The organism is uncultured Flavobacterium sp. (genome assembly GCF_951805225.1).
Classification (GTDB): Bacteria; Bacteroidota; Bacteroidia; order Flavobacteriales; family Flavobacteriaceae; genus Flavobacterium.
Genome location: NZ_OX638201.1, coordinates 439,558 through 461,520 on the forward strand (window position 1 = coordinate 439,558; position 21,963 = coordinate 461,520).

Genomic DNA, 21,963 nt, shown 5'->3' on the forward strand with positions numbered 1-21,963 from the left:
TTTTTATATTTTTAACGGTCGTATTATTTTAAAATCAATTTAAATAGAATTCAAAGCTGTTATAATTCGTAACAAAAAAGAAATACGCTTTCATTTTTTGACTATAAATGGTACATTAGCCAAAAATCCAATTTACTTTATGCTAGAGCAAAATCAATATACCGAAGATAATATTCGATCACTCGATTGGAAAGAACATATCCGTATGCGTCCCGGGATGTATATCGGAAAATTGGGAGATGGATCTTCGCCGGATGATGGTATTTATATTCTGTTAAAAGAGGTTTTAGACAACTGTATCGATGAGTTCGTAATGGGCTCAGGAAAAACTATTGAAGTGACTATCAAGGATAAAACGGTTTCTGTTCGTGATTACGGACGTGGAATTCCGTTAGGAAAAGTAGTCGATGTTGTTTCGAAAATGAATACCGGAGGAAAGTACGATTCTAAAGCTTTCCAGAAATCAGTAGGTTTAAATGGTGTCGGAACAAAAGCAGTAAATGCACTTTCAAATTATTTTAGAGTAGAATCTGTTCGTGATGATAAACAAAAAGGAGCAGAGTTTTCAGCAGGAAATTTAGTTTTAGAAGAAGATATAATCGACACTACGAAGCGAAAAGGAACAAAAGTTACTTTTACGCCGGATGAATCGATCTTTAAAAATTACAAATTCCGTATGGAATATGTAATTAAAATGGTTAAAAACTATTGTTACCTAAACAATGGTTTGACGATTATTTTTAATGGTGAAAAATATATTTCGGAAAATGGACTTCGTGATTTATTAGAAGAAACTATAAATGCTGAAGATCTTGAATATCCAATTATTCACTTGAAAGATCACGATATTGAGATCGCTTTAACGCACAGTAAAACGCAATATAGCGAAGAATATCACTCTTTTGTCAACGGTCAGAATACTACACAAGGAGGAACGCACTTAGCGGCTTACAGAGAAGCTATTGTAAAAACGATTCGTGAGTTTTACAACAAAAACTTTGAAGCATCTGACGTTCGTAAATCGATCGTAAGTGCGATTAGTATCAAGGTAATGGAACCGGTTTTTGAATCTCAGACCAAAACTAAATTAGGTTCTACAGATATGGGTTCTGATGATGGAACGCCACCAGTTTCTGTACGTACGTTTGTAAACGATTTTGTAAAGAATAAATTAGATAATTATTTACATAAAAATCCTCCAACAGCAGAAGCATTATTGCGTAAAATTCTGCAAGCTGAACGTGAGCGTAAAGAATTATCAGGAATTAGAAAATTAGCGACAGATCGTGCTAAAAAAGCGAATCTTCATAATAAAAAATTAAGAGATTGTCGTGCGCATCTTCCAGATACAAAGAATCCTAGAAACTTAGAAAGTACGCTTTTTATTACCGAGGGAGATTCGGCTTCCGGATCGATTACAAAGTCGCGTGATGTGAATACTCAAGCGGTTTTCAGTTTACGTGGTAAACCTTTGAATTCCTACGGAATGACAAAGAAAATTGTGTATGAAAACGAAGAATTCAATTTACTGCAAGCGGCTTTAGATATCGAAGACGGATTGGAAAAATTGCGTTATAACAATATCGTAATCGCAACCGATGCCGATGTTGATGGTATGCACATTCGTTTGTTATTGATTACGTTTTTCCTTCAGTTTTTTCCTGAGTTAATCAAAGAAGGACATTTATATATCTTGCAAACACCGCTTTTCAGGGTTCGAAATAAAAAAGAAACCATCTATTGTTATTCAGATGAAGAAAGAAAAGATGCGATCGAGAAACTAAAACCAAAACCAGAAATTACCCGATTTAAAGGTTTGGGAGAGATTTCGCCAGATGAGTTCAAAAACTTTATTGGAGAAACCATTCGACTTGATCCAATTATGATGGATAAAAATACTTCGATTGAGCAATTATTGTCTTTCTATATGGGAAAAAATACTCCGGACAGACAAGAGTTTATCATCAAGAATTTGAAGGTTGAATTGGATGCGGTTGAAGAGGAAGTTTAGAAATTTAAAATAATATATATTGCCAGACGGTCTTCAAAATAAAGTCATTTTTAAACAAGTTGCGGAGTTATTGCAAAATGCCCGACAACAGGTTTTGCGTACCGTAAATTCAACAATGACAATTACTTATTTTGAAATTGGAAGAATTATTGTTGAAGAAGAACAAAATGGGAATGATAGGGCAGAGTATGGAAAGCAGTTATTAAAAAGCCTTTCAAAGGAATTAACAAGGGAGTTTGGGAAAGGATTTTCTCTTAGAAATCTAGAACAAATAAGACAGTTCTATATGACTTATTCAAAATCTGAGTCACTGACTAGGATTTTACAAATTCAAAAAGCGCAGTCACTGACTGCGGAATTCAAATCTCAAAAAGCGCAGACACTGTCTGCGCTTTTTGAGAGACTAGATTATCAAACTTTGTCTTCATTTTTTAAGCTGACTTTCAGTCATTATATTTTTTTAATGCGAATTGATGATGAAAAGGAAAGACGTTTTTACAAAATCGAATCTGAAAAACATAATTGGAGTGTTAGAGAGTTAAAACGTCAATTTGATACGGCGCTTTATACAAGATTAGCTTTAAGTAGAGATAAGGAAGGAATTTTAAAACTTTCTGAAAAAGGTCAAATAATAGAAAAACCAAAAGATCTTATTAAAGATCCTTATATACTTGAATTTTTAGGATTACCGGAATTACATCAATATTCGGAATCTCAATTAGAACAAGAAATCATTAATAAACTAGAGCATTTTCTACTAAAATTAGGTCATGGTTTTACTTTTGTTGCAAGACAAGAAAGAATTACATTTGATGATAAACATTTTAGAATTGATCTGGTTTTTTATAATAGAATCTTAAGATGTTTTGTACTTATAGATTTGAAAATTGGCGAGTTAAAACATCAGGATTTAGGTCAAATGCAAATGTATGTCAATTATTACGACAGAGAAATGCGATTGGAAGATGAAAACAAAACCATTGGAATTGTACTGTGCCAAAATAAAAGTGAATCTGTAGTAAAATATACTTTACCAGAAAATAATGAGCAAATTTTTGCCAGTAAATATAAAACCGTTTTGCCAAGCGTTGAGGTTTTAAAACAACTCATCGAAAACAAATATTAAAATTATAATTTCGAATATAATTAAATGAAAGACGAAGAAGACGATAACATAATTCCAAACGACGACGAAAATAATTCAGAAGAAAATCAGCTTGATGAAAATCAAGAAGGGAATGATGATGAAATTATCGATGTAGATGCTAAACATTTTGAGGGGCAGCATTTTTACGAAAATACCGAAGAAGAAGGAGAAGACGTTATTACGAAAGTAACGGGCATGTACAAAGACTGGTTTTTGGATTATGCTTCGTACGTAATTCTGGAACGTGCAGTTCCGGCGATCGAAGATGGTTTTAAACCGGTTCAACGTCGTATTATGCACTCTTTGAAAGAGTTGGATGATGGCCGTTATAATAAAGTTGCCAATGTTGTAGGACACACGATGCAGTATCACCCACACGGAGATGCGAGTATTGGTGATGCTATGGTACAAATTGGTCAGAAAGATTTACTAATTGATTGCCAGGGAAACTGGGGAAATATATTAACAGGCGATGGAGCTGCGGCTTCTCGTTACATTGAGGCACGTTTATCTAAATTTGCTTTGGAGGTTTTGTATTCTCCAAAAATTACCGATTGGGGAGTTTCATACGATGGTCGTCGTGCAGAACCAAACAATCTTCCGGTAAAGTTTCCGTTGCTTTTGGCGCAAGGAGCAGAGGGAATTGCAGTTGGTCTTTCGACTAAAGTTCTTCCTCACAACTTCAATGAGCTAATTGACGCTTCGATCAAGATTCTAAAAGGAAAAGCCTTTACATTATATCCTGATTTCATGACACAAGGTATTGCCGATGTGTCCAATTATAATGACGGACTTCGTGGCGGACGTGTTCGTGTTCGTGCTAAAATTGCACAACTTGACAAGAATACCTTGGTGATTACGCAAATTCCGTTTTCGACCAATACAACGACTTTGATTGATAGTATTTTGAAAGCCAATGATAAAGGTAAAATCAAAATCAAGAAAATTGAAGACAATACAGCGGCAGATGTTGAGATTTTAATTCACCTTTTCCCGGGCGTTTCTCCAGACAAAACAATCGATGCTTTGTTTGCATTTACAGCTTGTGAAACTTCTGTAGCGCCTTTGGGTTGTGTTATCGAGGATAATAAACCTTTGTTTATTGGAGTTTCTGAAATGTTGAAAATTTCGACACACAGAACCGTTGATTTGCTTCGTCAGGAATTAGAAATTCAATTAGAAGAATTAAAAAATAAATGGCATTTCTCTACTTTAGAGAAGATCTTCATTCGTGAAGAAATGTACATTGATTTCAAATTATATTCAGATAGAGAAGCTCTTTATAAATATTTATATGACCGTTTTGAGCCGTTCAAAAAATCATTTGTCAGAGAAATTACTGATGAAGATTTACAGCGATTGACTCAAATTCCAATGATTCGTATTACGCGTTTTGACTCTGATAAAGCCGATGATTTTATTGCTAAGTTAGAAGACGAAATGAAAGAGGTTGAGTATAATTTGGAGAATCTTACTGATTTTGCCATTGCGTACTTTACTAGATTAAAAGAGAAATATGGAAAAGGTCGCGAACGTCAGACTGAACTTCGTGTTTTTGACAACGTTGAGGCTACAAAAGTAGTTTTACGTAATACAAAATTATATGTAAATCGTGACGAAGGTTTCGTAGGAACCAGTTTAAAGAAAGACGAATACGTAGGTGATTGTTCTGATATTGATGATGTTATTGTGTTTTTACGAGATGGAACATTGATGATAACAAAAGTTGATGCAAAAACATTTATCGGAAAAGATATTATACATGTTGCTGTTTTTGATAAGAGCGATAAACGTACGATTTATAACATGATGTATCGTGATGGTAAATCTGGTCCTTCTTATATCAAACGTTTCAATGTTTCGGGAGTTACTCGAGATAAAGCTTACGATTTGACTAACGGAACAAATGGTTCTCAGGTTGTTTATTTTTCGCATAATCCAAACGGAGAAGCTGAGGTTGTAACAATCTTATTGCGTCAGGTAGGAACGATTAAGAAACTAAAATTTGATATTGATTTTGCTAAATTGGCGATTAAAGGACGTGCATCAAAAGGAAATTTGGTAACGAAATATCCAATCAAGAAAATCGAGTTAAAAGAAAAAGGAATTTCTACTTTACTTCCAAGAAAAGTTTGGTTTGATGATACCGTTAAACGTTTAAATGTTGATGCCAGAGGTGAATTATTAGGTGAATTTAAACCAAGTGATAAAATCTTAGTTATTAGCCAAACAGGAAAATTAAAAGTCATTATTCCGGAATTGTCGACTCATTTTGAGGAAGATATGATTATTTTGGAAAAATGGAAACCTAAAAAACCAATTTCTGCAATTTATTACGATGGAGAAAAAGAACGTTATTTCCTAAAACGTTTCCTTGTAGAAAATGAAGGAAAAGAAGAAAGTTTTATTACAGATCATCCAAATTCTCAATTAGAAATTGTCTCAACAGATTATCGTCCGTTAGCGCAATTGGTTTTTGCAAAAGTAAAAGGAGTTCAAAAAGAAGACTTACATATCGATGTTGAAGATTTTATTGCCGTAAAAGGATTTAAAGCATTAGGAAATCAATTGACAGCAGAAAAATTAAAACAAGTTAATTTATTAGAACCATTGCCTTATGAAGAACCGGTTGAGGAAATTCCTGAAAAACCAGAACTATCAGAAGATGATGTGGTTGAAACAGAATTAGACGACGACGGCCAGATTGGTTTAGTTTTAGAATAACATAAAAATTGAAAACGCTAAGATTAATTCTTAGCGTTTTTTTATGCAAGACATTTTTTCTCAAGAGTTAAAAATCCTATAATTATACTTTTATAATTTTTAGCAGACTTATTATGGAGGATTCCAATTCTATATTTGTTTTTTAGATGTTTCTAACAAAGAAGCTCAATATAAAATCGCAAATAAAAGATTAAGAATGAAAATCAACATCCTTTTTATAATATTACTATTTTCCAGTTGTACAAAAAGTCATAATTTTAATGGACATGTATATGATTATGATACAGAGAAACCCATTCAGAATGTTGATGTTGATATCAACGGGAATAAGACCAAAACAGATAGTACTGGATATTTTTGTTTGGGAATAAACTCAAATTCGGCATACAAAATCATCTTAAAAAAAGAAGATTATGTCACGAAAAAGATATATCGTAAACCAGATTCCCTTGGGAAATTTTCGCAAAAAAGCTTAAAATATAATAGACTTTATTTATTTACAAAAGAGAGTGATTTTAGCCATAATTAAAAGGCTTTTTATTTGAACAAAGCATTTAAATTAATCTCTTTTTTCTCTTTTAATTTGCTTACGATTTTTAAAAAAGCAATTGCAGTAATATAAGCATCACCTAAAGCAGTATGTCGATCTTTTTTAGAAATATCAAATTTATCGGCAAGATCGTCTAAATTATAATGATCCTTTCGCTCAAATAAATGCGATTTAATTAAGGTTCTTTTGTATAAAATAGCAGTATCTAAACGCTGATTGGTTAATTCAGGCAAACCATTTCTCTCGAGAGCTTTATTGATCATCGTAACATCAAAAACAGTATGATGTGCAATGATTACAGAATCTCCCAAAAAAGCTAAGAATTGCTGTAAAGCTTCTAACTCAGAAGGACGCTGAATTACAAAAGCCTTTAAAATACCATGAATCTGAGCCGTAGATTTATCGTAATGATCTTGTTCAAGATAAACTTCAAAACTATTCTGAATTGAGATTATCCCGTTTTGAAGTACCAATGCACCAATACACAAAATTCGGTCATTATCGTAATCAAATCCGGTAGTTTCAGTATCTAAAACTACAAATCGAGTTTCTTCAATTGTAATATTTTCATCGAATATATCTTCTTCTTTTTTCCAAAAACTAAATAAACTCATATCTATACTACGTTTGAAATATTGAACCTTACGCTAATCAATTCCTGAAGTTCTTTTATGGTTTTAAAAGTTCTTTTTAGTTTTATCTTTTCCATTTTAGACAAAGATTCCAAAGCAATAAATTGTCCGGAATCATTATGCAAAAGTCCTTGTTTAGTTCTAAACTTCAATAAAGCTTTAAAAGAATAAGAACAAGACAAATACAGATCTCTATTATTAGGTTCTAGTTCTGCCAATTTTTCAAAACGTTCTGCAGTATTACTTATACCTTTTACAGAATGCGACAGAATCAAAACGCGAGCAGCATCAGTCAGAGGCATTAAAGCTCTTCTTTTAATGTCAAAATTATCTTTGTTGGCACCATCTTGTTCTACTAAAAACTGTCTGAAAAAGCCAGTAGGAGAAGGACTTTGCAAAGCGCCGCTCACTAAATGAACATAGAAAATAGGGTTTGCTTTAACATTCTCAAAAATATAATCAGAAAGTTGACTTGTAATTTCAGTATCACCATAAGTTACACTATAATCGAAGAAAATAAAAGATAGTAAAACTTCATTTTTCCCCGGATTTGTAATCCAATGATGTACTTTGCTTTTCCATTCATCAAGACTCATACACCATTTAGGATTCGAAGCCATCATTTCGGCAGGGCAATAATCGTAACCAATATCAAATAAACCCTTGTTTACTAAAGAAGCAAATTTCGAAAAATAGACTTTTGTTTCCTCTCTAAAAACATCAGATACATTCTCGTACACAATAGCATTATCCTGATCCGTATGCAGCATTTGCTCGCTTCGGCCTTGACTTCCAAGAGCCAGCCAGGCAAATTTTACCGGTGGCGGACTACTCATTTTTCCGAGGCAAATTTCGATAACACGCGTAGTGCAAGCTTCATTAAGTTCTGTTATAATTTTAGAAATCAAAGTCATCGGAATGTTTTGATCTAAATATCCCTGAAGCAATTGCATTATTCGGGCTCGAATAGGTTTAATTTCCTTAGGTTTTTTGGCTCTTTTTAAAGCCTTTATTAAAACGGCAGGATTATTTCCCAAAGCTACCATAACATCATGTTTAGACAAAATCCCGACAGCTTTAGTATTTATGGTTCCGTCTTTTGTCAGACATAAATAGCTAATATTACTTTTCATCATTGCCATTTGCGCTTCAGTAACCGTCATTTTTTTGGGATACGTAATAACTGGTTTTGTCATAATGGTTTCTGCCGTTGTCAGGATCGAAAAATCACCGGTTACGATTTTATTTCGTAAATCTTTATCCGTAATAATACCAATTGGCAGCATTTCGTCAACAATTAAGATGGCCCCAACCTTATTTTTATTCATGATCTTGGCAACGTCTTTGGCAGTTGTAGACGGACTGCAAGTGACAATTTTCTTCGAATATTTTATAGGCTGTAAATCAAATGAATCTCTGTTAGAATGCAAATGTTCATGAACCAAATCATCGCCATACAATTTATCTTTATGAATATCAGAATATGGATTTCGAGTATTTGAAGCGTAACTTTCGATAAGGAAATTACCAACAGTTCTATTTTCTAAGGCATAAGGTTTAAAAACAGCAATAGGAATCGCGTACAAGATGCTTTCTTCATAAGCAACAGCTTCCATGATATAATTTTCTTGTGCCAAAAGCGGACGCAATCCAAAAATATCACCTTCATCACACATGTCGAGAACATTGTTTTTCTGATTTTTTTTCAGTGCTACAGCACCTTTATGAACAACGTAAAAAGAATCATGCGTTTTATCATTTTCGGCAAATATAACGGCGTCTTTGTCTTTGTAAACAATAGAAATTTGTTCAGATAACTTTTCTAAGTCCTTTTGATGCAAAAAACTAAAAGGCGGAAAGTCTTTTAGAAAGTCAGCAACTCTATGCGAAATTGTATTTTTCATGCGTTAGATTTAGGTTCTAATGTAAGATTTAAAATAGAAATGTAAAAGAAACACTGCTAAGTTTTTTATTAAAAGGGACAAAGATGCAAAGGAGCAGAGATGCAAAGGTTTTTTCTCAATTGGGGATAAAAAAAAAGTCTCAAATTTGAGACTTTTTCTAGTTTATTCAACTTTATGAACCGTTCCGCGCTGCTTTTGATCAGAACCAACCATTCCAAATTCAAAAGTATAAGAATCTTTAGAAGTCGTTAAAATTTTCATGCTGATTGCTTTTTCCTCAGCCATATTTTTCGGATGTTTCTTCTGCAAAATATATTCACAATCACTTACCCAACGCACTGTCGAAGTATCAGTTTTTCCGTCAAAAGTTTCGATTTCAATATTGTCTTTACGTTCAAAAACAGTTGTTTTTTTGACACCATTCACTTCAAATTCAAATTTGAACTTTCCATTTTTAAAATCCTTGCAATTGTGTTCTGCATCGTAGCAAGATATTAAAGCCAAGAATGGTAATAAGAATATTATTTTTTTCATTTTAAATAAGTTGTTTTTTTAGGAGCTATTTCCCGCTGTTCCTTCCAATCTTTTGCTTTTTAAAGAAAAAAGCAAAAGGATTTTCCCTCCCATCGGGGCTAAAATGTTTGCGTTAAGCAAGCACCAATTGTGTTATTTTGATTTATTAAGTTTTAAATTTTCTGAATATAAAACTCTTTTAATTTTTTAGATTCTTTTACTTCTTCTCTAACTTCCTCTTTAGATTCGCTTTTTACTGCTTTAGGCCAGATATGAAAACCTCCTTTTGCCATCGCTTGCGCTTGTCGAAGAATGTTTGCCGAAATATCAGCAAAAAAACTCAAATCTTCAGGATTGTCCCAAAGTCCCCAAATGCCATTCTCGTCAATATCTCCAGCATAATTAATAATGTGCGTTGAATAGGTTTTGACCATTTTAAGCTTAAACTGTTCCAAATTATAAGAACCATTCCATCGAAACGGTGCAACATCATCAATTCCCGAACCGGAAATAATAGAATTTGCAAAACTCAATTCAATCGACATTTTGTGTTGGTGAGGCGAATTAGAATAACAATAAAATCCTTCCCATTCTCCGCTAGGCAAGAAATGATGTGTTTCTTTTTTGTCGTCTTTCATAATTATAGTTCTCGAATAAATATAACAATTGTTACTTCAATCTCTTCAATTCGTCATCGGTAAAGTTCTTGATTTCTTTTTCCTTGGCAAATTTTTCAGCATTATAATTTCCTGATTTATTCTTCGGAATCGATAAACTATCCCAACTGCTGTTTTTTAATTGTTTGGCATAAAAAACAATTTGCCCAACATGATAAGGATAATGTGCCAATTGACGATTAATAGCTTCTATAACCGTATGACCTTCGTTACGAATATATATAATATCAGAAAGTTGTTCCGGTTTTAAACTATTCAAAGCATCAAGAAAAACATCCCAGCCTTTGTTCCAAACTTCTGTAACTTCCTCTTTTGATTGTAAATCATTTTCAAATTCGGCATCACGATTGCGCCATTCTTTTTCACCATCAGATGTTAGAAAATCTGTCCAGCGCGACAACATATTACCCGAAATGTGCTTTATAATTGTTGCAATACTATTTGTATCATCATTAATTGCTACAAAAAGCTGTTCTGGTTCTAATTGATCCATAGCTTTTTCGCCTAACATTTTATAATATAAAAATTGCTTTTTAACGCTTTCTAAATAAGAAGTACTTGCATCCATACTTATATAATTTCGTTGAATTTACAGCTAAACAGAATTCATAGCACTTTTAAAAAAAATATTAGTGCTGAAGTTTTTTAGACAATTTTAATGTCGTATTTATCTAAAAGCCCAACAATTCCATCATTAGAAAATTGTGCTTTTTTCATCGGATTAAATTCCGGATCAATTTTGTAATTGTATGCAGTTTTAAAATTAACAGCCGACAATTGAGTATCATTAAAAATGGCTCCTTCTAAATTACAATTATCAAAAACCGAACTCGTTAAGTTGGTTCCTATAAAGGTAACTTCTCTTACGGAACAATTGATGAACTTGGTTTTCGGCATTTTTTTATTCGAAAAAATAGCATAATCCAAAGTACATTCTTCAAAATAAACCTGAAATAAGAAATCGTCACATTCGTTAAAAGCAATTCCAAGAAGTTTACAGTTTTTGAAACTAACATTCTTCAAACTTGTGCTAAACAAACTTGTCATCGAAAGATTGCAATCGATAAATTCACAGTCTAAAAAAGTATTATAAGCAAAATTACTATTGGATAAATCACAGTTTTTAAAAACACAATCTTCAAACTCACGATTGTTTATTTTTTTGTCAATATAAGCGACTTTTTCGAAGGTTTTTTGAATGTGAATTAGACTTTCCATATTAGGTTGGATAAAAAAGAGTTTTATTTGAAGATTGGATTAAATATGGTCGGGTTTACTTAAAAGACTAAGTTTAGTCATTAAATATACCTTTCATGATAATTTTCAATCCGTAGAAAATTAAAAACATAGCGCTTAAACAAGCCACAATTCCGATTCCTAAAACCAAATAATGCCAGTTTGTATGTTGATTCATAAAAGCATTATAAATTAACGAAGGCCCAATAAATAATAATGGCAATGAACCTGATAAATATTTAATTCCTTTTCCTAATAATTCTTTATTTGTTGCCATTTTTGTTTTTTGTTTGAAAGGTTTCAGGTTCTTAGAGTTTCAAGTTTCAGGTTTTTTTAGTTTCAAGTGAAAACTTTGCGATCTTATCTTTGTCAAAGTTTAAAACTTTGACAAAGATTGCTCGAGAGACTTTGCGTGCTTAGACAAAGATTGAACAATAAGCTTAGCGAACTTTGCGTAAAACCTTTGCCTCTTTGCGGTTAACTCACATCTCACCAAAACCTCTTTTATTTGTTATAATTATCAACAGCATTTCTCACGCTGCCGTATTTTTTTAATAATTCAGAAGCTTCTTCATATGAAACCGGAATTTCTCCCATAATCATTTTTACACCTCTATCAACCAATTTGACATTGCTTAACTGCATGTCAACCATTTTATTACCTTTTACTTTCCCAAGCTGAATCATTGCAGCAGTTGAGATCATATTCAGAACTAATTTTTGAGCCGTTCCTGCTTTCATTCTGGAACTTCCGGTAATAAATTCAGGTCCAACAACGACTTCAACTGGAAATTTTGCTGTAAGTGCCAAAGGACTTCCCGCATTGTTAGTAATACATCCCGTAACAATATTATTTTGATTACAGGTTTCTAAACCACCAATAACATAAGGTGTAGTTCCGGAAGCTGCAATACCAATTACGACATCATTTGGACCAATATTATTGGCTTGCAAATCAATCCAGGCTTGCGTTGCATTGTCTTCGGCATTTTCTACAGCACGGCGAATCGCAGTGTCGCCACCTGCAATAATTCCGTTTACCAAGTCAAAAGGAACTCCAAAAGTAGGAGGACATTCAGATGCATCAACAACGCCTAAACGCCCTGATGTTCCTGCGCCGATATAAAACAATCGTCCCCCTATTTTTAATTTATCAACAACCTGAGCCACTAAAGTTTCAATTTGTGGTATCGCTTTTTGGACAGCGTCAGGAACAGTTTTGTCTTCCTCGTTGATATTAATAAGCAATTCATGAACTGACATTTTTTCTAAATGTTCGTATTTTGAAGCTTGTTCTGTGGTCTTTGTAAAGGTCATTTTTTCGTATAATTACTCTTGCCCAAAATTAATCTTTTTATCACAATTTTTAGAACCTTTTTAAAAGAACTAAAATATTATATTTGAGAAATATTAAACGATAAATGGATAGATTAGTTTTTATGGATAGCGTTGCTCGCATTGCTGTTTTTGTTTCGCTGCTTTTGGCACTTTTTTTACTCACAGTAAAAACAGAGAATAAATTGGCAAACCGATTATTTGCCAGCTTTATTATTCTTTCGGCAATTGATTTCAGCGGACTTTTAGACTACACATTTCCTCAGCAATTTGTGGATTTAGAGATTTTGAGATCTACAACTTGTTTGCTCGAAATGCCTTTGATTTATCTTTATGTTTTGGCAGCTTGTTATTCAGATTTTCGATTAAAATGGAAACATTTACTTTATACGCTTCCTTTTATCGTAATGAATTTAGTTTTCATGCCCAGATTTTATTTAGAATCCGGAATTGCAAAAGAGTTGTTTATAGCAAATTATAATAAAATGTCTGAAGTGCTTTTTTTTCAGATTCTAATTGAGTTTCAGTATTGGTTTTATATTGTGACTATATTTATAATTTTAAAAAAATACAGAAAAATTTATCTCGAAAATTATACCAATCCAAGCACTTCAACCTATAATTGGCTTTTTCAAATGAATTGTGTTTTTGCAGTAATGCATTCTATTACGGCAATTAAAAATCTAATGCGTTATACAACTTCAAGAGATGCTTTTCTTTGGGGAAATGTTCTTATGGTAATAATGGCTTTGTGCGTAATTTGCTGGTTTGTAATGAAAGCACTAAATCATCCGGAGCTTTTTAGAGGAATCAATTCTAATTTGCAATTGACAAAAGACTTTTTGCCTATAGAAAATAAAGAGACAATTGAAGTAGAAATCAATCAGGATGAAGCTGTTTCGGCTCAAATTTCAGCATTGAAAAATTATATGACAGAGAAAGAACCATATCTTGATCCGTCGCTTACTATTCAGGAATTGGCGAATCAATTTAATGTTCCGGTTCGTGATTTATCCGTTTTGATTAATCATCATATGAACCAGCATTTTTTTGATTTTGTAAATGAATATCGCATTCAAAAAGCGATGGGTATTTTAAAGAATCCAGTAAAAAACAATCTGACCGTTTTAGAAATCTTATACGAAGTAGGTTTTAATTCTAAATCATCGTTCAATACTTCCTTCAAAAAACACACAAATCTCACGCCTACAGCTTATAGAAACGCTTCATAATACTAAAATTTCAAGAGCATTTTTTGTTGTGATACTTGCCTTTATGAATTCGGGTTAAAGGAACTAAAATATTATATTTGTTTAATAATCAAAAAAATTAATGAATATAGATAGTTTTTTGAGTGTTATGGGCTGGATGTCAGTTTTTGTATCACTATTACTGGCATTCTTTTTAGTCACTGTAAAAACCCAAAATAAACTGGCAAACAGATTATTTGCTTTATACTTGCTGTTTTTTGCAATTGACAATACCGGAATTTTTATAAGCGAGAGTTTCGTTAAAGCAAATTTCAATTTGGAATTTTTCAGATGGACGACTTGTGCTTTCACACTTCCTGTTTTCTACCTATATATAGTATCGGTTTGTTTTACTGATTTTCGATTAAAACCTAAGCATTTAGTTCATGCAATTCCATTTCTAATCATAAATATCGTTTTTGTATTCAGACTTTATTTTTTAAGTGATGCAGATAAAATGCAATTTTATGACCATCGAAGTCAAATGCCAGAGTTTTACAGTTTCCAGTTTATGCTGGCCTTACAAATCATAATTTATAGTATTGCAACATTTTCAGTTTTAAAAAAATATAAAGAAATATATCAGGAAAATTATACGAATCCTAAAACTTCTATTTTTAAATGGTTATTTCAAATCGCGGCAGTATTATTTACTTTATATTATTTCTCGATAGCTAAGAATGTTTTAAGATTTACTCCTTTTGAATCGTTGTGGATTTGGGCAAATGTTTTCATGCAATTTTGGGCGCTAATCGTAACGTGTTGGTTTGTGTTAAAAGCTTTGAATCATCCCGAACTTTTTAGAGGAATTGATTCAAAATTGGAATTAGCGAGAGATATTCTTCCGAAAGTAAATGTTATCGAAATAAACGATCCTAAAAACGAGATAATTTCGGCGCAAATTTCGGCACTAAAACAATATATGATCGAAAAAGAACCTTTTCTGGATCCATCGCTTACGATTCAGGAACTCTCCAATCAAATTGAAATTCCGGTTCGGGATTTATCCGTTTTGATTAATCATCATATAAATCAGCATTTTTTTGATTTTGTAAATGAATATCGTATTCAAAAAGCAATGAGTATTTTAAAAAATCCTCTAAAAAGTGATTTGACAGTTTTAGAAATTCTGTACGAAGTAGGTTTTAATTCAAAATCATCATTTAATACTTCGTTTAAAAAATATACAAATTTAACGCCTACAGCTTACCGAAACGCTTCATAATTAGCGATTTGTAAAAAGTCGTACTTCATGTCTAATAAAGTCGAACCAATTTCCTAAGTAGAAATTGGTTCGACTTTTTTTTGTCGGTCGCGTACGCAACATTTCTAAGGCAACTTTGCTTCAAATTAATCGAACAAGTTTAAAATTAGAAATTATGAAAAAAGTTAACCTCTTTATTTTTTTACTATTGCCTCTTTTTTGTTTAGCGCAAACAACCTTTAAATTAAATGGAAAAATTGCTGATGAAAAAGCTCCGGTTGCCTGGGCAGATGTTGTAATCTTAAATCAAGAAGGAAAAATTATAACAGGAACTACAACAAAAGAAGACGGAAGTTTTGAATTGATGCTAAGTAAAGGATTCTGTAAAGTAAAAATAAACCCGATTGGATATTCTGAATTTGAGAAAGATATTACGATAGAAAAAGACATCAATTTAGGTTTGATTACTTTAAAAGAAAATGTGACGAATTTGGGCGAAGTTGTTATTCAATCTAAAAGAAATATGATTGAACAAAAAACGGATCGTTTGGTTTATAATCTTGAAAATAATGTAACAAATGTTGGAGGCGATGCTTTGAGTGCGATAAATACAGCGCCGGGAGTTGCGGTACAAAATGATGTTATTAATATTTTGGGAAAAGGTGCTTCTCGTGTAATGATCGACGGAAGAATGATCGAATTAACGGGTGAAGAACTGAATAATTATCTGAAATCTATTTCGGCAAGTGATATTAAAAATATCGAAATTATCAGTAATCCTTCTTCGAAATATGAAGCTGAAGGAACTGGCGGATTAATCAATATTATTATGAAAAAAGGAGTTAGAGATTCCTGGAAAAACACAACTACAGCTTCATACGATCAAAACAAATACGGGATTTATAATTTGAGAAATAATTTCTTTTACAATAAAAACAAGTTCCGATTTTCGGCAAGTATTAACGGAAAAACGGGTTATAGTAATATTAAAGAAACGCTTGATATGTATTTTGCCGAAGGTCCTACGAAAATGGATGTAACGACAAAATATAATCAGGAAAACTTATCTGGAAAAATGGCTTTGGATTACGATCTTTCGGAAAGAACAAGTATTGGTTTTCAAATTTTAAGAGACAGAAGCAATCCGAATTTTGACTCAGATATTAGAATCAATAATTATGATGCTCAAAATCAATTAGAAAGTTACATAATCAATAAAAGCTTTTTGGACAGAAAAGTAGGCAATGAAACTTATAATCTACATTTGATTACTAAACTTGATTCTCTAAATCGTAAATTATCTTTTGATGTGGATTACTTTAATTATGATTCAAAATTTGACAGAAATTTTCTTGCGAACAATTATGATGCTGATGGAACTTTTGTTGATGTAAATCAATCGGCGCGAAATTTTTCTAATCAGAATATTGATAATTTGAGTTTCAAGGCAGATATGGATCATCCGCTTGAAGCGTTGAACTTATCTTATGGCGCAAAAGTGAGTTTTACAACCAGTAAAAGTGATGTCTTATTTTTTAATACGATTACAGGAACTCCGGTTTTAGATCCTAACCAAACGAATAAATTTAAATACACCGAATACAATCAGGCGGTTTATATTAGCGGAAATAAAAAAATCAATGAAAAATGGGATTTTCAATTGGGATTGAGATTAGAAAACACACAAACAAATGGTTTTTCGGAAACTTTAAATCAGGAAACGGTAAACAATTATTTTAAATTATTTCCAACGTGTTATGCTTCTTACAAGAGAAATGAAGATAATAATTTTAGCTTAAACTACGGAAAGAGAATCCGCAGACCAGGTTTTTCTTTATTGAATCCGTTTAGAGTTTATATCAGCAGTAATAGTTATTCTGAAGGAAATCCGTTTTTGAAACCTTCTTTTAGTGACAATTTTGAGTTTGTGCATTCTTATAAAAAAATATTGAGAACAAGTCTTTTCTTAAATTCAATTACGGATGGTTATGGCGTAATATTTACTGCAAATCCAGAAACGCTTACGCAAGTTGTGTCGAGAGATAATTATTTTAAAGGTATTAATTATGGAATTGGAGAAACGTATTCGGTAAGTTTTGCAGATTGGTGGGAAAGCGAGAACTCAATTTATTTTTTAGGATCTAATATTAAGTTTATAAAAGATATAAATGCAACTCCGGCAAATGGTTTTGAAGTCGATTTTTCTACAAACAATACATTTTCATTAGGAAAAACATCAAAATTGCAAGTAGATTTTACTTATACTTCTCCTTACAAAAGTGGTTTGTATGCAACGGGTTATGTGTCGAGTTTGAATATTGGTTATAAACAAGATCTGTTAAACAAATCATTGCAAATAGCTTTTCTATTAAATGATATTTTTAATACGTCTTACTTAAAAGATGATGTTTCGATTGTAAATGGCGTGAAACAGGTTTATAGCCAAAATGAAAGTAACCGATTTGCGCGTGTATCTGTAGTTTATAATTTTGGAAACAAAAAAATCAATGTTAACCAACGTACTTCTGGAAATGAAGAAGAGAAAAACAGAGCTAGATAATTAGATAATTTGTCAATTAGAAAATTAGATAATTCTGGAATTTTACTTTGTCTATATAGTATCCTGACAGGTTTTTTCAATCTGTTAGGTATTTTTTTAACGATAAGTTCTTGTTTTTTGCGTGAGGGATAGGAGTAGACTACCGAAGTAGTATGGATAGCCCGACCGTATCCCGGTGAGAGGGCGAATAACCGTAAAGTAAATTTGCCCTCTTATCGGGATAGGGTCACGCCCAAATTATAATAAAAATGCCAATAAAATTCCTAGAACTATCATTGAAACTTTGGCAATATTGAATTTATGTCCTTCGCTGCTTTCAAAAATAATAGTTGATGAAATATGGAATAAAATTCCAATTACGATTGCTGTTATTTGGGTATAATATTCGTTTAGAAAAGGTAAATATTCGGAGGCAATTGTGCCCAAAGGCGTCATGATTGCAAAGGTAAGCATGAACACAAAAATGGCTTTTTTGTCCAGATTTGCATTGATGAAAAAAGTGGTTAGAATCACGGCAATTGGCAAGTGATGAATCGCAATTCCTACTGCTAAATCGTGGTGATGACTTACGGGAAAACCTTCTAAAAAGGCGTGAATACACAAGCTGATAAAAAGTAACCAAGGAATTTGAGACATTTGTGCATGTCCGTGAACGTGCCCATGTTCGGCTCCTTTTGAGAAAAATTCTAATATGATCTGGAACAAAATTCCAGCCATAATAAATAAACCAATATTGTGATTGTGTGATTCGTAAACTTCCGGCAATAAATGCATTACGGTTAACGATAGTAAAAATGAACCGCTAAATGCTAATAATAATTTTAGATTGGTTTTGTTTTTAGGTTTTAAAAACAAAGCCACAATATATCCTAAAAGTACAGAAATTAAGGGTAATAAATAACTCATTTTTTATTGTTTAATCGTTTTTTAATTGTTTAATCGTTGATTTGTTTAATCGGTAAAACGGTTAAACAATTTAACGATTTACCAGTTACTTAAAAATCATGATTAATCGTTCGCTTTCTAGTTTGTGAAACTTTTTTAGTTTGTAGTCTCCAAAAATATCGAGCAGAAAAATACCGGCTTCGGCCATTAATTCTTCAAAGTCTTTTAATGTCAGGGCTTTTACTTTTTCGGTAAAATGATAGGTTTGGCCTTGATCTTCAAAGTCTATTTCTTTAAAAATATGTCCGTCTTCAACATATCTTTTAATTTTAAAATCAATTCCTTCAACGGTTTTTACTTCTTCCGGCACTAAAGTTTCGATTACCTGATTTACATTCATGAAATCAATTACGGCAAAACCATATTCAGACAAGCTTTCTTTGATTGCTTTTAGGGTTGTTAAGTTGTCGTCATCACTTTCGAAATATCCGAAACTGGTAAACAAATTAAAAATAGCATCAAATTTTTCTTCGAATGGCTCGCGCATATCGTGCACTTTAAAATGCAGGGTTTCGTTGCTGTTTTTGCTGGCTTCGGCGATACTATTTTCAGACAAATCAGCGCCTAAAACGTTAAAACCTAATTGGTTTAAGTAAATCGAATGACGTCCTTTTCCGCAAGCTAAGTCAAGTACTTTTGCTTTTTCGGGAAGGTTTAGATAATGCGTAAGATTATCCATAAAAATCTGCGCTTCTCTGTAATTTCGGTCTTTATAAAGAATGTGATAATACGGAGTATCAAACCATGATGTGAACCAGTTTTGAGTGTTACGTTCCTGATTTGGTGTTGATGAGTTTGGTGCTTCAGACATTTATTCTATTTCAATTAATTCAAAGTACCGCAAATTTAGTGTATTTTTGCCGAAAAATAACTATTTCGTGACGATACCTGAATAATCAGATGTGTGTTTGCGATCGGAGTTTTTTTTAATACAAAAATAAAGATGGAAGAAAATTTTAGAATGATTGCCAAATGTTTTTTTGGTTTTGAAGAAATATTAGAGAATGAATTGCGTGCTCTTGGCGCTCAGGATGTCGAAAAAGGAGTGAGAATGGTGAGCTTTAAAGGTGATAAAGGTTTTATGTATAAAGCCAATTTGTCTTTGCGTACTGCTCTTAAAGTTTTAAAACCTATTTACTCGTTCAGAGCCAATAATGAACAAGCTTTATACAAAGGAATTTCGGGCGTTAACTGGTCTAAATTATTAAACGCAAACCAGACTTTTGTAATTGATGCGACGGTACATTCGACTTATTTTAATCACTCAGAGTTTGTTTCTCAAAAATGTAAAGATGCAATTGTAGATCAATTTAGAGAAAGAACTGGGCAGCGTCCAAGTATTGATAAAGCGTTTCCAGATTTGAGAATTAATATTCATATTGACAAAGATCAGGTTTCGGTTGCATTAGATACTTCAGGAAATTCATTACATCAACGTGGTTACAGAACGGCAACTAATATTGCACCAATCAACGAAGTTTTGGCTGCGGGAATCTTATTATTATCGGGTTGGGAAGGACAAAGTCACTTTTTGGATCCAATGTGTGGTTCAGGAACTTTCCTTGCAGAAGCTGCGATGATTGCTTGTAATATTCCGGCAAATATCAACAGAAAAGAATTTGCATTCGAAAAATGGAAAGATTGGGATAATGATTTATTCGATCAGATTGTAAATAGTTTGATGAAAAAAACAAAAGAATTCCACTATACTATAAAAGGTTTTGATAAAGCGCCAAGTGCTGTAAATAAAGCCAAAGATAATATTAGAAATGCCAATCTAGAGGATTATGTTACAATTTCTGAAAACAACTTTTTCGATACAGAAAAAGAAGTAGAAGGAAAGCTTCATATGGTTTTTAATCCGCCTTATGATGAGCGTTTGGATATTCATATGGAAGAATTCTACAAAAATATTGGAGATACTTTAAAGAAAAGTTACCCGGGAACAAACGCTTGGTTTATTACCGCTAATCTTGAAGCCTTGAAATTTGTGGGACTAAAACCGTCAAGAAAAATCAAACTTTTTAACGCAAGCCTTGAAGCACGTTTGGTAAAATACGAAATGTACGAAGGTAGTAAGAGAACGAAATTTCAGGTTAATGAATAAAGGTACAAAGGGGCAAAGGTTCAAAGGAACAAAGAGAAATACCTTGTGATTTTGAAACTGCGTAATTTTGATTCTGAAAAAAATGATAAATCTACAGTTTAACGAATAATAAAAGAGTAAGAGGTTCAAAAGAGCAAAGCGAAAAACTTTGTTCCTTTGAACCTTTGTAACTCTGAACCTTAAAAAGAAAAAAAATGTCAAAACTACAAGTAAGAGCTTTTTTATACCAATTAGGATGTTTCGCAATTTTGTTTATTGCAGGGAGATTCGTGGTTGCAACATATACTCAATTAACAGGTCTTTGGATTCCGGTGACGGCATTTATAGTGGCGACATTGATTTCGCCTAAATTTCAGGCGGTAAGAACCAAAGATGGCGAGAAGTTGTTTATGAAATGGATTTTTATAAAAGGAATTAGAGAAATAGGGTAACTAAAAAAATGATTTTTGTATGAAGATAATTGGACTTATAGGCGGAATTAGCTGGGTTTCTACAGCAGATTATTACAAACTTATAAATGAAGGTGTCAACGAGAAAATGGGAGGACTTAACTTCTCAGAATGTTTGATTTATTCGTTCAATTATGCCGAAATCAAAAAGAATAATGATGCCAATGATTGGGATCGTACTTTTGAAATGCTTTTTAAAGGTTGTCAATTCTTAAAATCGGGTGGAGCAGAAGCAATTGTTTTATGCGCCAATACAATGCATCTTATTGCTGATAAATTGGAAGCAGCAATTGATTTGCCTGTTATTCATATCGCAACAGAAACTGCTATTGAAATTGAGAAGCAAAATCTTAAAAAAGTAGCATTATTGGGAACTAAGTTTACAATGGAACTTGATTTTTTTAAAAACAAATTAATCAATAAAGGCATTGAAGCAATTATTCCGGAAAATAGTGACGATAGAGATTTTCTTCACACTGCAATCTTCGAAGAGTTAGGAAAAGGTATTGTTACCGATGAAACTAAAAAACGTATTCTGAGGATTTCAAATGAATTAATAGAAAATGGTGCAGAAGGAATTATTCTGGGTTGTACAGAACTTCCTTTGGTTATAAAACCGGAAGATGTTTCAGTTCCAATTTTTGATACTACTTTAATACATTCAAATGCTGCAATAGCTTTTCAATTGTCTTAAGAAAATTAATTATATACATATAAAA

The 21,963-nt window shown here is 32.5% G+C and carries 20 protein-coding genes; 10 read left to right on the top strand and 10 right to left on the bottom strand.

Translation table 11 applies throughout. The annotated features are described in order from the left end of the window. Positions 1 to 139 precede the first annotated feature (139 nt). The 4 genes from WN975_RS01930 to WN975_RS01945 all read left to right on the top strand — a co-directional run bounded on the left by WN975_RS01930 (position 140) and on the right by WN975_RS01945 (position 6,411). The gene (locus tag WN975_RS01930) at positions 140 to 2,011 is read left to right on the top strand and encodes a DNA topoisomerase IV subunit B (RefSeq protein WP_337964963.1); all 1,872 of its coding nucleotides are present in this window, start codon (positions 140 to 142) and stop codon (positions 2,009 to 2,011) included. 19 nt (positions 2,012 to 2,030) lie between these two features. Then, a complete protein-coding gene (locus WN975_RS01935) occupies positions 2,031 to 3,137 on the top strand; it encodes a PDDEXK nuclease domain-containing protein (protein WP_337964964.1) in 1,107 nt (368 codons plus the stop codon). A gap of 24 nt (positions 3,138 to 3,161) precedes the next feature. Beyond that, a complete protein-coding gene (locus WN975_RS01940; protein WP_337964965.1) occupies positions 3,162 to 5,882 on the top strand; it encodes a DNA gyrase/topoisomerase IV subunit A in 2,721 nt (906 codons plus the stop codon). A gap of 196 nt (positions 5,883 to 6,078) precedes the next feature. Beyond that, complete coding sequence (locus WN975_RS01945) at positions 6,079 to 6,411, top strand: hypothetical protein (protein WP_337964966.1); 333 nt, start codon at positions 6,079 to 6,081, stop codon at positions 6,409 to 6,411. An 8-nt stretch (positions 6,412 to 6,419) separates the two neighbouring features. Here WN975_RS01945 and WN975_RS01950 read toward each other — a convergent pair whose 3' ends face one another. The 8 genes from WN975_RS01950 to murQ all read right to left on the bottom strand — a co-directional run bounded on the left by WN975_RS01950 (position 6,420) and on the right by murQ (position 12,711). Continuing rightward, positions 6,420 to 7,046, bottom strand: a complete 627-nt coding sequence (locus WN975_RS01950) for a 3'-5' exonuclease (RefSeq protein ID WP_337964967.1) — start codon at positions 7,044 to 7,046, stop codon at positions 6,420 to 6,422. A gap of 2 nt (positions 7,047 to 7,048) precedes the next feature. Beyond that, positions 7,049 to 8,968 carry a DUF294 nucleotidyltransferase-like domain-containing protein gene (locus WN975_RS01955; RefSeq protein ID WP_337964968.1) on the bottom strand — a complete coding sequence of 640 codons (1,920 nt, stop codon included), beginning with the start codon at positions 8,966 to 8,968 and terminating at the stop codon, positions 7,049 to 7,051. 162 nt (positions 8,969 to 9,130) lie between these two features. After that, a complete protein-coding gene (locus WN975_RS01960) occupies positions 9,131 to 9,502 on the bottom strand; it encodes a DNA topoisomerase IV (RefSeq protein ID WP_337964969.1) in 372 nt (123 codons plus the stop codon). 152 nt (positions 9,503 to 9,654) lie between these two features. Continuing rightward, on the bottom strand, positions 9,655 to 10,119 hold the full coding sequence (locus WN975_RS01965; RefSeq protein WP_337964970.1) for a hypothetical protein: 465 nt from the start codon (positions 10,117 to 10,119) through the stop codon (positions 9,655 to 9,657). Positions 10,120 to 10,150: 31 nt separating this feature from the next. Then, on the bottom strand, positions 10,151 to 10,726 hold the full coding sequence (locus WN975_RS01970) for a DUF1572 family protein (protein WP_337964971.1): 576 nt from the start codon (positions 10,724 to 10,726) through the stop codon (positions 10,151 to 10,153). Between the two features lie 77 nt (positions 10,727 to 10,803). Beyond that, the gene (locus WN975_RS01975; protein ID WP_337964972.1) at positions 10,804 to 11,376 is read right to left on the bottom strand and encodes a pentapeptide repeat-containing protein; all 573 of its coding nucleotides are present in this window, start codon (positions 11,374 to 11,376) and stop codon (positions 10,804 to 10,806) included. A gap of 73 nt (positions 11,377 to 11,449) precedes the next feature. After that, entirely contained in the window at positions 11,450 to 11,671 is a 222-nt protein-coding gene (locus tag WN975_RS01980; RefSeq protein ID WP_099712824.1) for a DUF6095 family protein, read from the bottom strand. Positions 11,672 to 11,898: 227 nt separating this feature from the next. Beyond that, positions 11,899 to 12,711 carry an N-acetylmuramic acid 6-phosphate etherase gene (gene murQ, locus WN975_RS01985; RefSeq protein ID WP_337964973.1) on the bottom strand — a complete coding sequence of 271 codons (813 nt, stop codon included), beginning with the start codon at positions 12,709 to 12,711 and terminating at the stop codon, positions 11,899 to 11,901. 104 nt (positions 12,712 to 12,815) lie between these two features. Here murQ and WN975_RS01990 point away from each other — a divergent pair, with 104 nt between their 5' ends. The 3 genes from WN975_RS01990 to WN975_RS02000 all read left to right on the top strand — a co-directional run bounded on the left by WN975_RS01990 (position 12,816) and on the right by WN975_RS02000 (position 17,743). After that, positions 12,816 to 13,961, top strand: coding sequence for a helix-turn-helix transcriptional regulator (locus WN975_RS01990; RefSeq protein ID WP_337964974.1), 1,146 nt, complete (start codon positions 12,816 to 12,818; stop codon positions 13,959 to 13,961). Positions 13,962 to 14,061: 100 nt separating this feature from the next. Further along, positions 14,062 to 15,204 carry an AraC family transcriptional regulator gene (locus WN975_RS01995; RefSeq protein WP_337964975.1) on the top strand — a complete coding sequence of 381 codons (1,143 nt, stop codon included), beginning with the start codon at positions 14,062 to 14,064 and terminating at the stop codon, positions 15,202 to 15,204. A 154-nt stretch (positions 15,205 to 15,358) separates the two neighbouring features. After that, a complete protein-coding gene (locus WN975_RS02000; protein ID WP_337964976.1) occupies positions 15,359 to 17,743 on the top strand; it encodes a TonB-dependent receptor in 2,385 nt (794 codons plus the stop codon). Between the two features lie 237 nt (positions 17,744 to 17,980). On the opposite strand, the gene WN975_RS02005 is transcribed toward WN975_RS02000, so the two are convergent. Continuing rightward, positions 17,981 to 18,649, bottom strand: a complete 669-nt coding sequence (locus WN975_RS02005) for a ZIP family metal transporter (protein WP_337964977.1) — start codon at positions 18,647 to 18,649, stop codon at positions 17,981 to 17,983. A gap of 85 nt (positions 18,650 to 18,734) precedes the next feature. Further along, the gene (locus WN975_RS02010) at positions 18,735 to 19,499 is read right to left on the bottom strand and encodes a class I SAM-dependent methyltransferase (protein ID WP_099711607.1); all 765 of its coding nucleotides are present in this window, start codon (positions 19,497 to 19,499) and stop codon (positions 18,735 to 18,737) included. A gap of 132 nt (positions 19,500 to 19,631) precedes the next feature. Between WN975_RS02010 and WN975_RS02015 the strand changes: the two genes are divergently transcribed. The 3 genes from WN975_RS02015 (at position 19,632) to WN975_RS02025 (ending at position 21,938) form a co-directional block, all read left to right on the top strand. Then, on the top strand, positions 19,632 to 20,795 hold the full coding sequence (locus WN975_RS02015; RefSeq protein ID WP_337964978.1) for a THUMP domain-containing protein: 1,164 nt from the start codon (positions 19,632 to 19,634) through the stop codon (positions 20,793 to 20,795). Between the two features lie 194 nt (positions 20,796 to 20,989). After that, positions 20,990 to 21,226, top strand: a complete 237-nt coding sequence (locus WN975_RS02020) for a hypothetical protein (RefSeq protein ID WP_337964979.1) — start codon at positions 20,990 to 20,992, stop codon at positions 21,224 to 21,226. 19 nt (positions 21,227 to 21,245) lie between these two features. After that, on the top strand, positions 21,246 to 21,938 hold the full coding sequence (locus WN975_RS02025) for an aspartate/glutamate racemase family protein (RefSeq protein ID WP_337964980.1): 693 nt from the start codon (positions 21,246 to 21,248) through the stop codon (positions 21,936 to 21,938). The last annotated feature ends 25 nt before the right edge of the window (positions 21,939 to 21,963 follow it).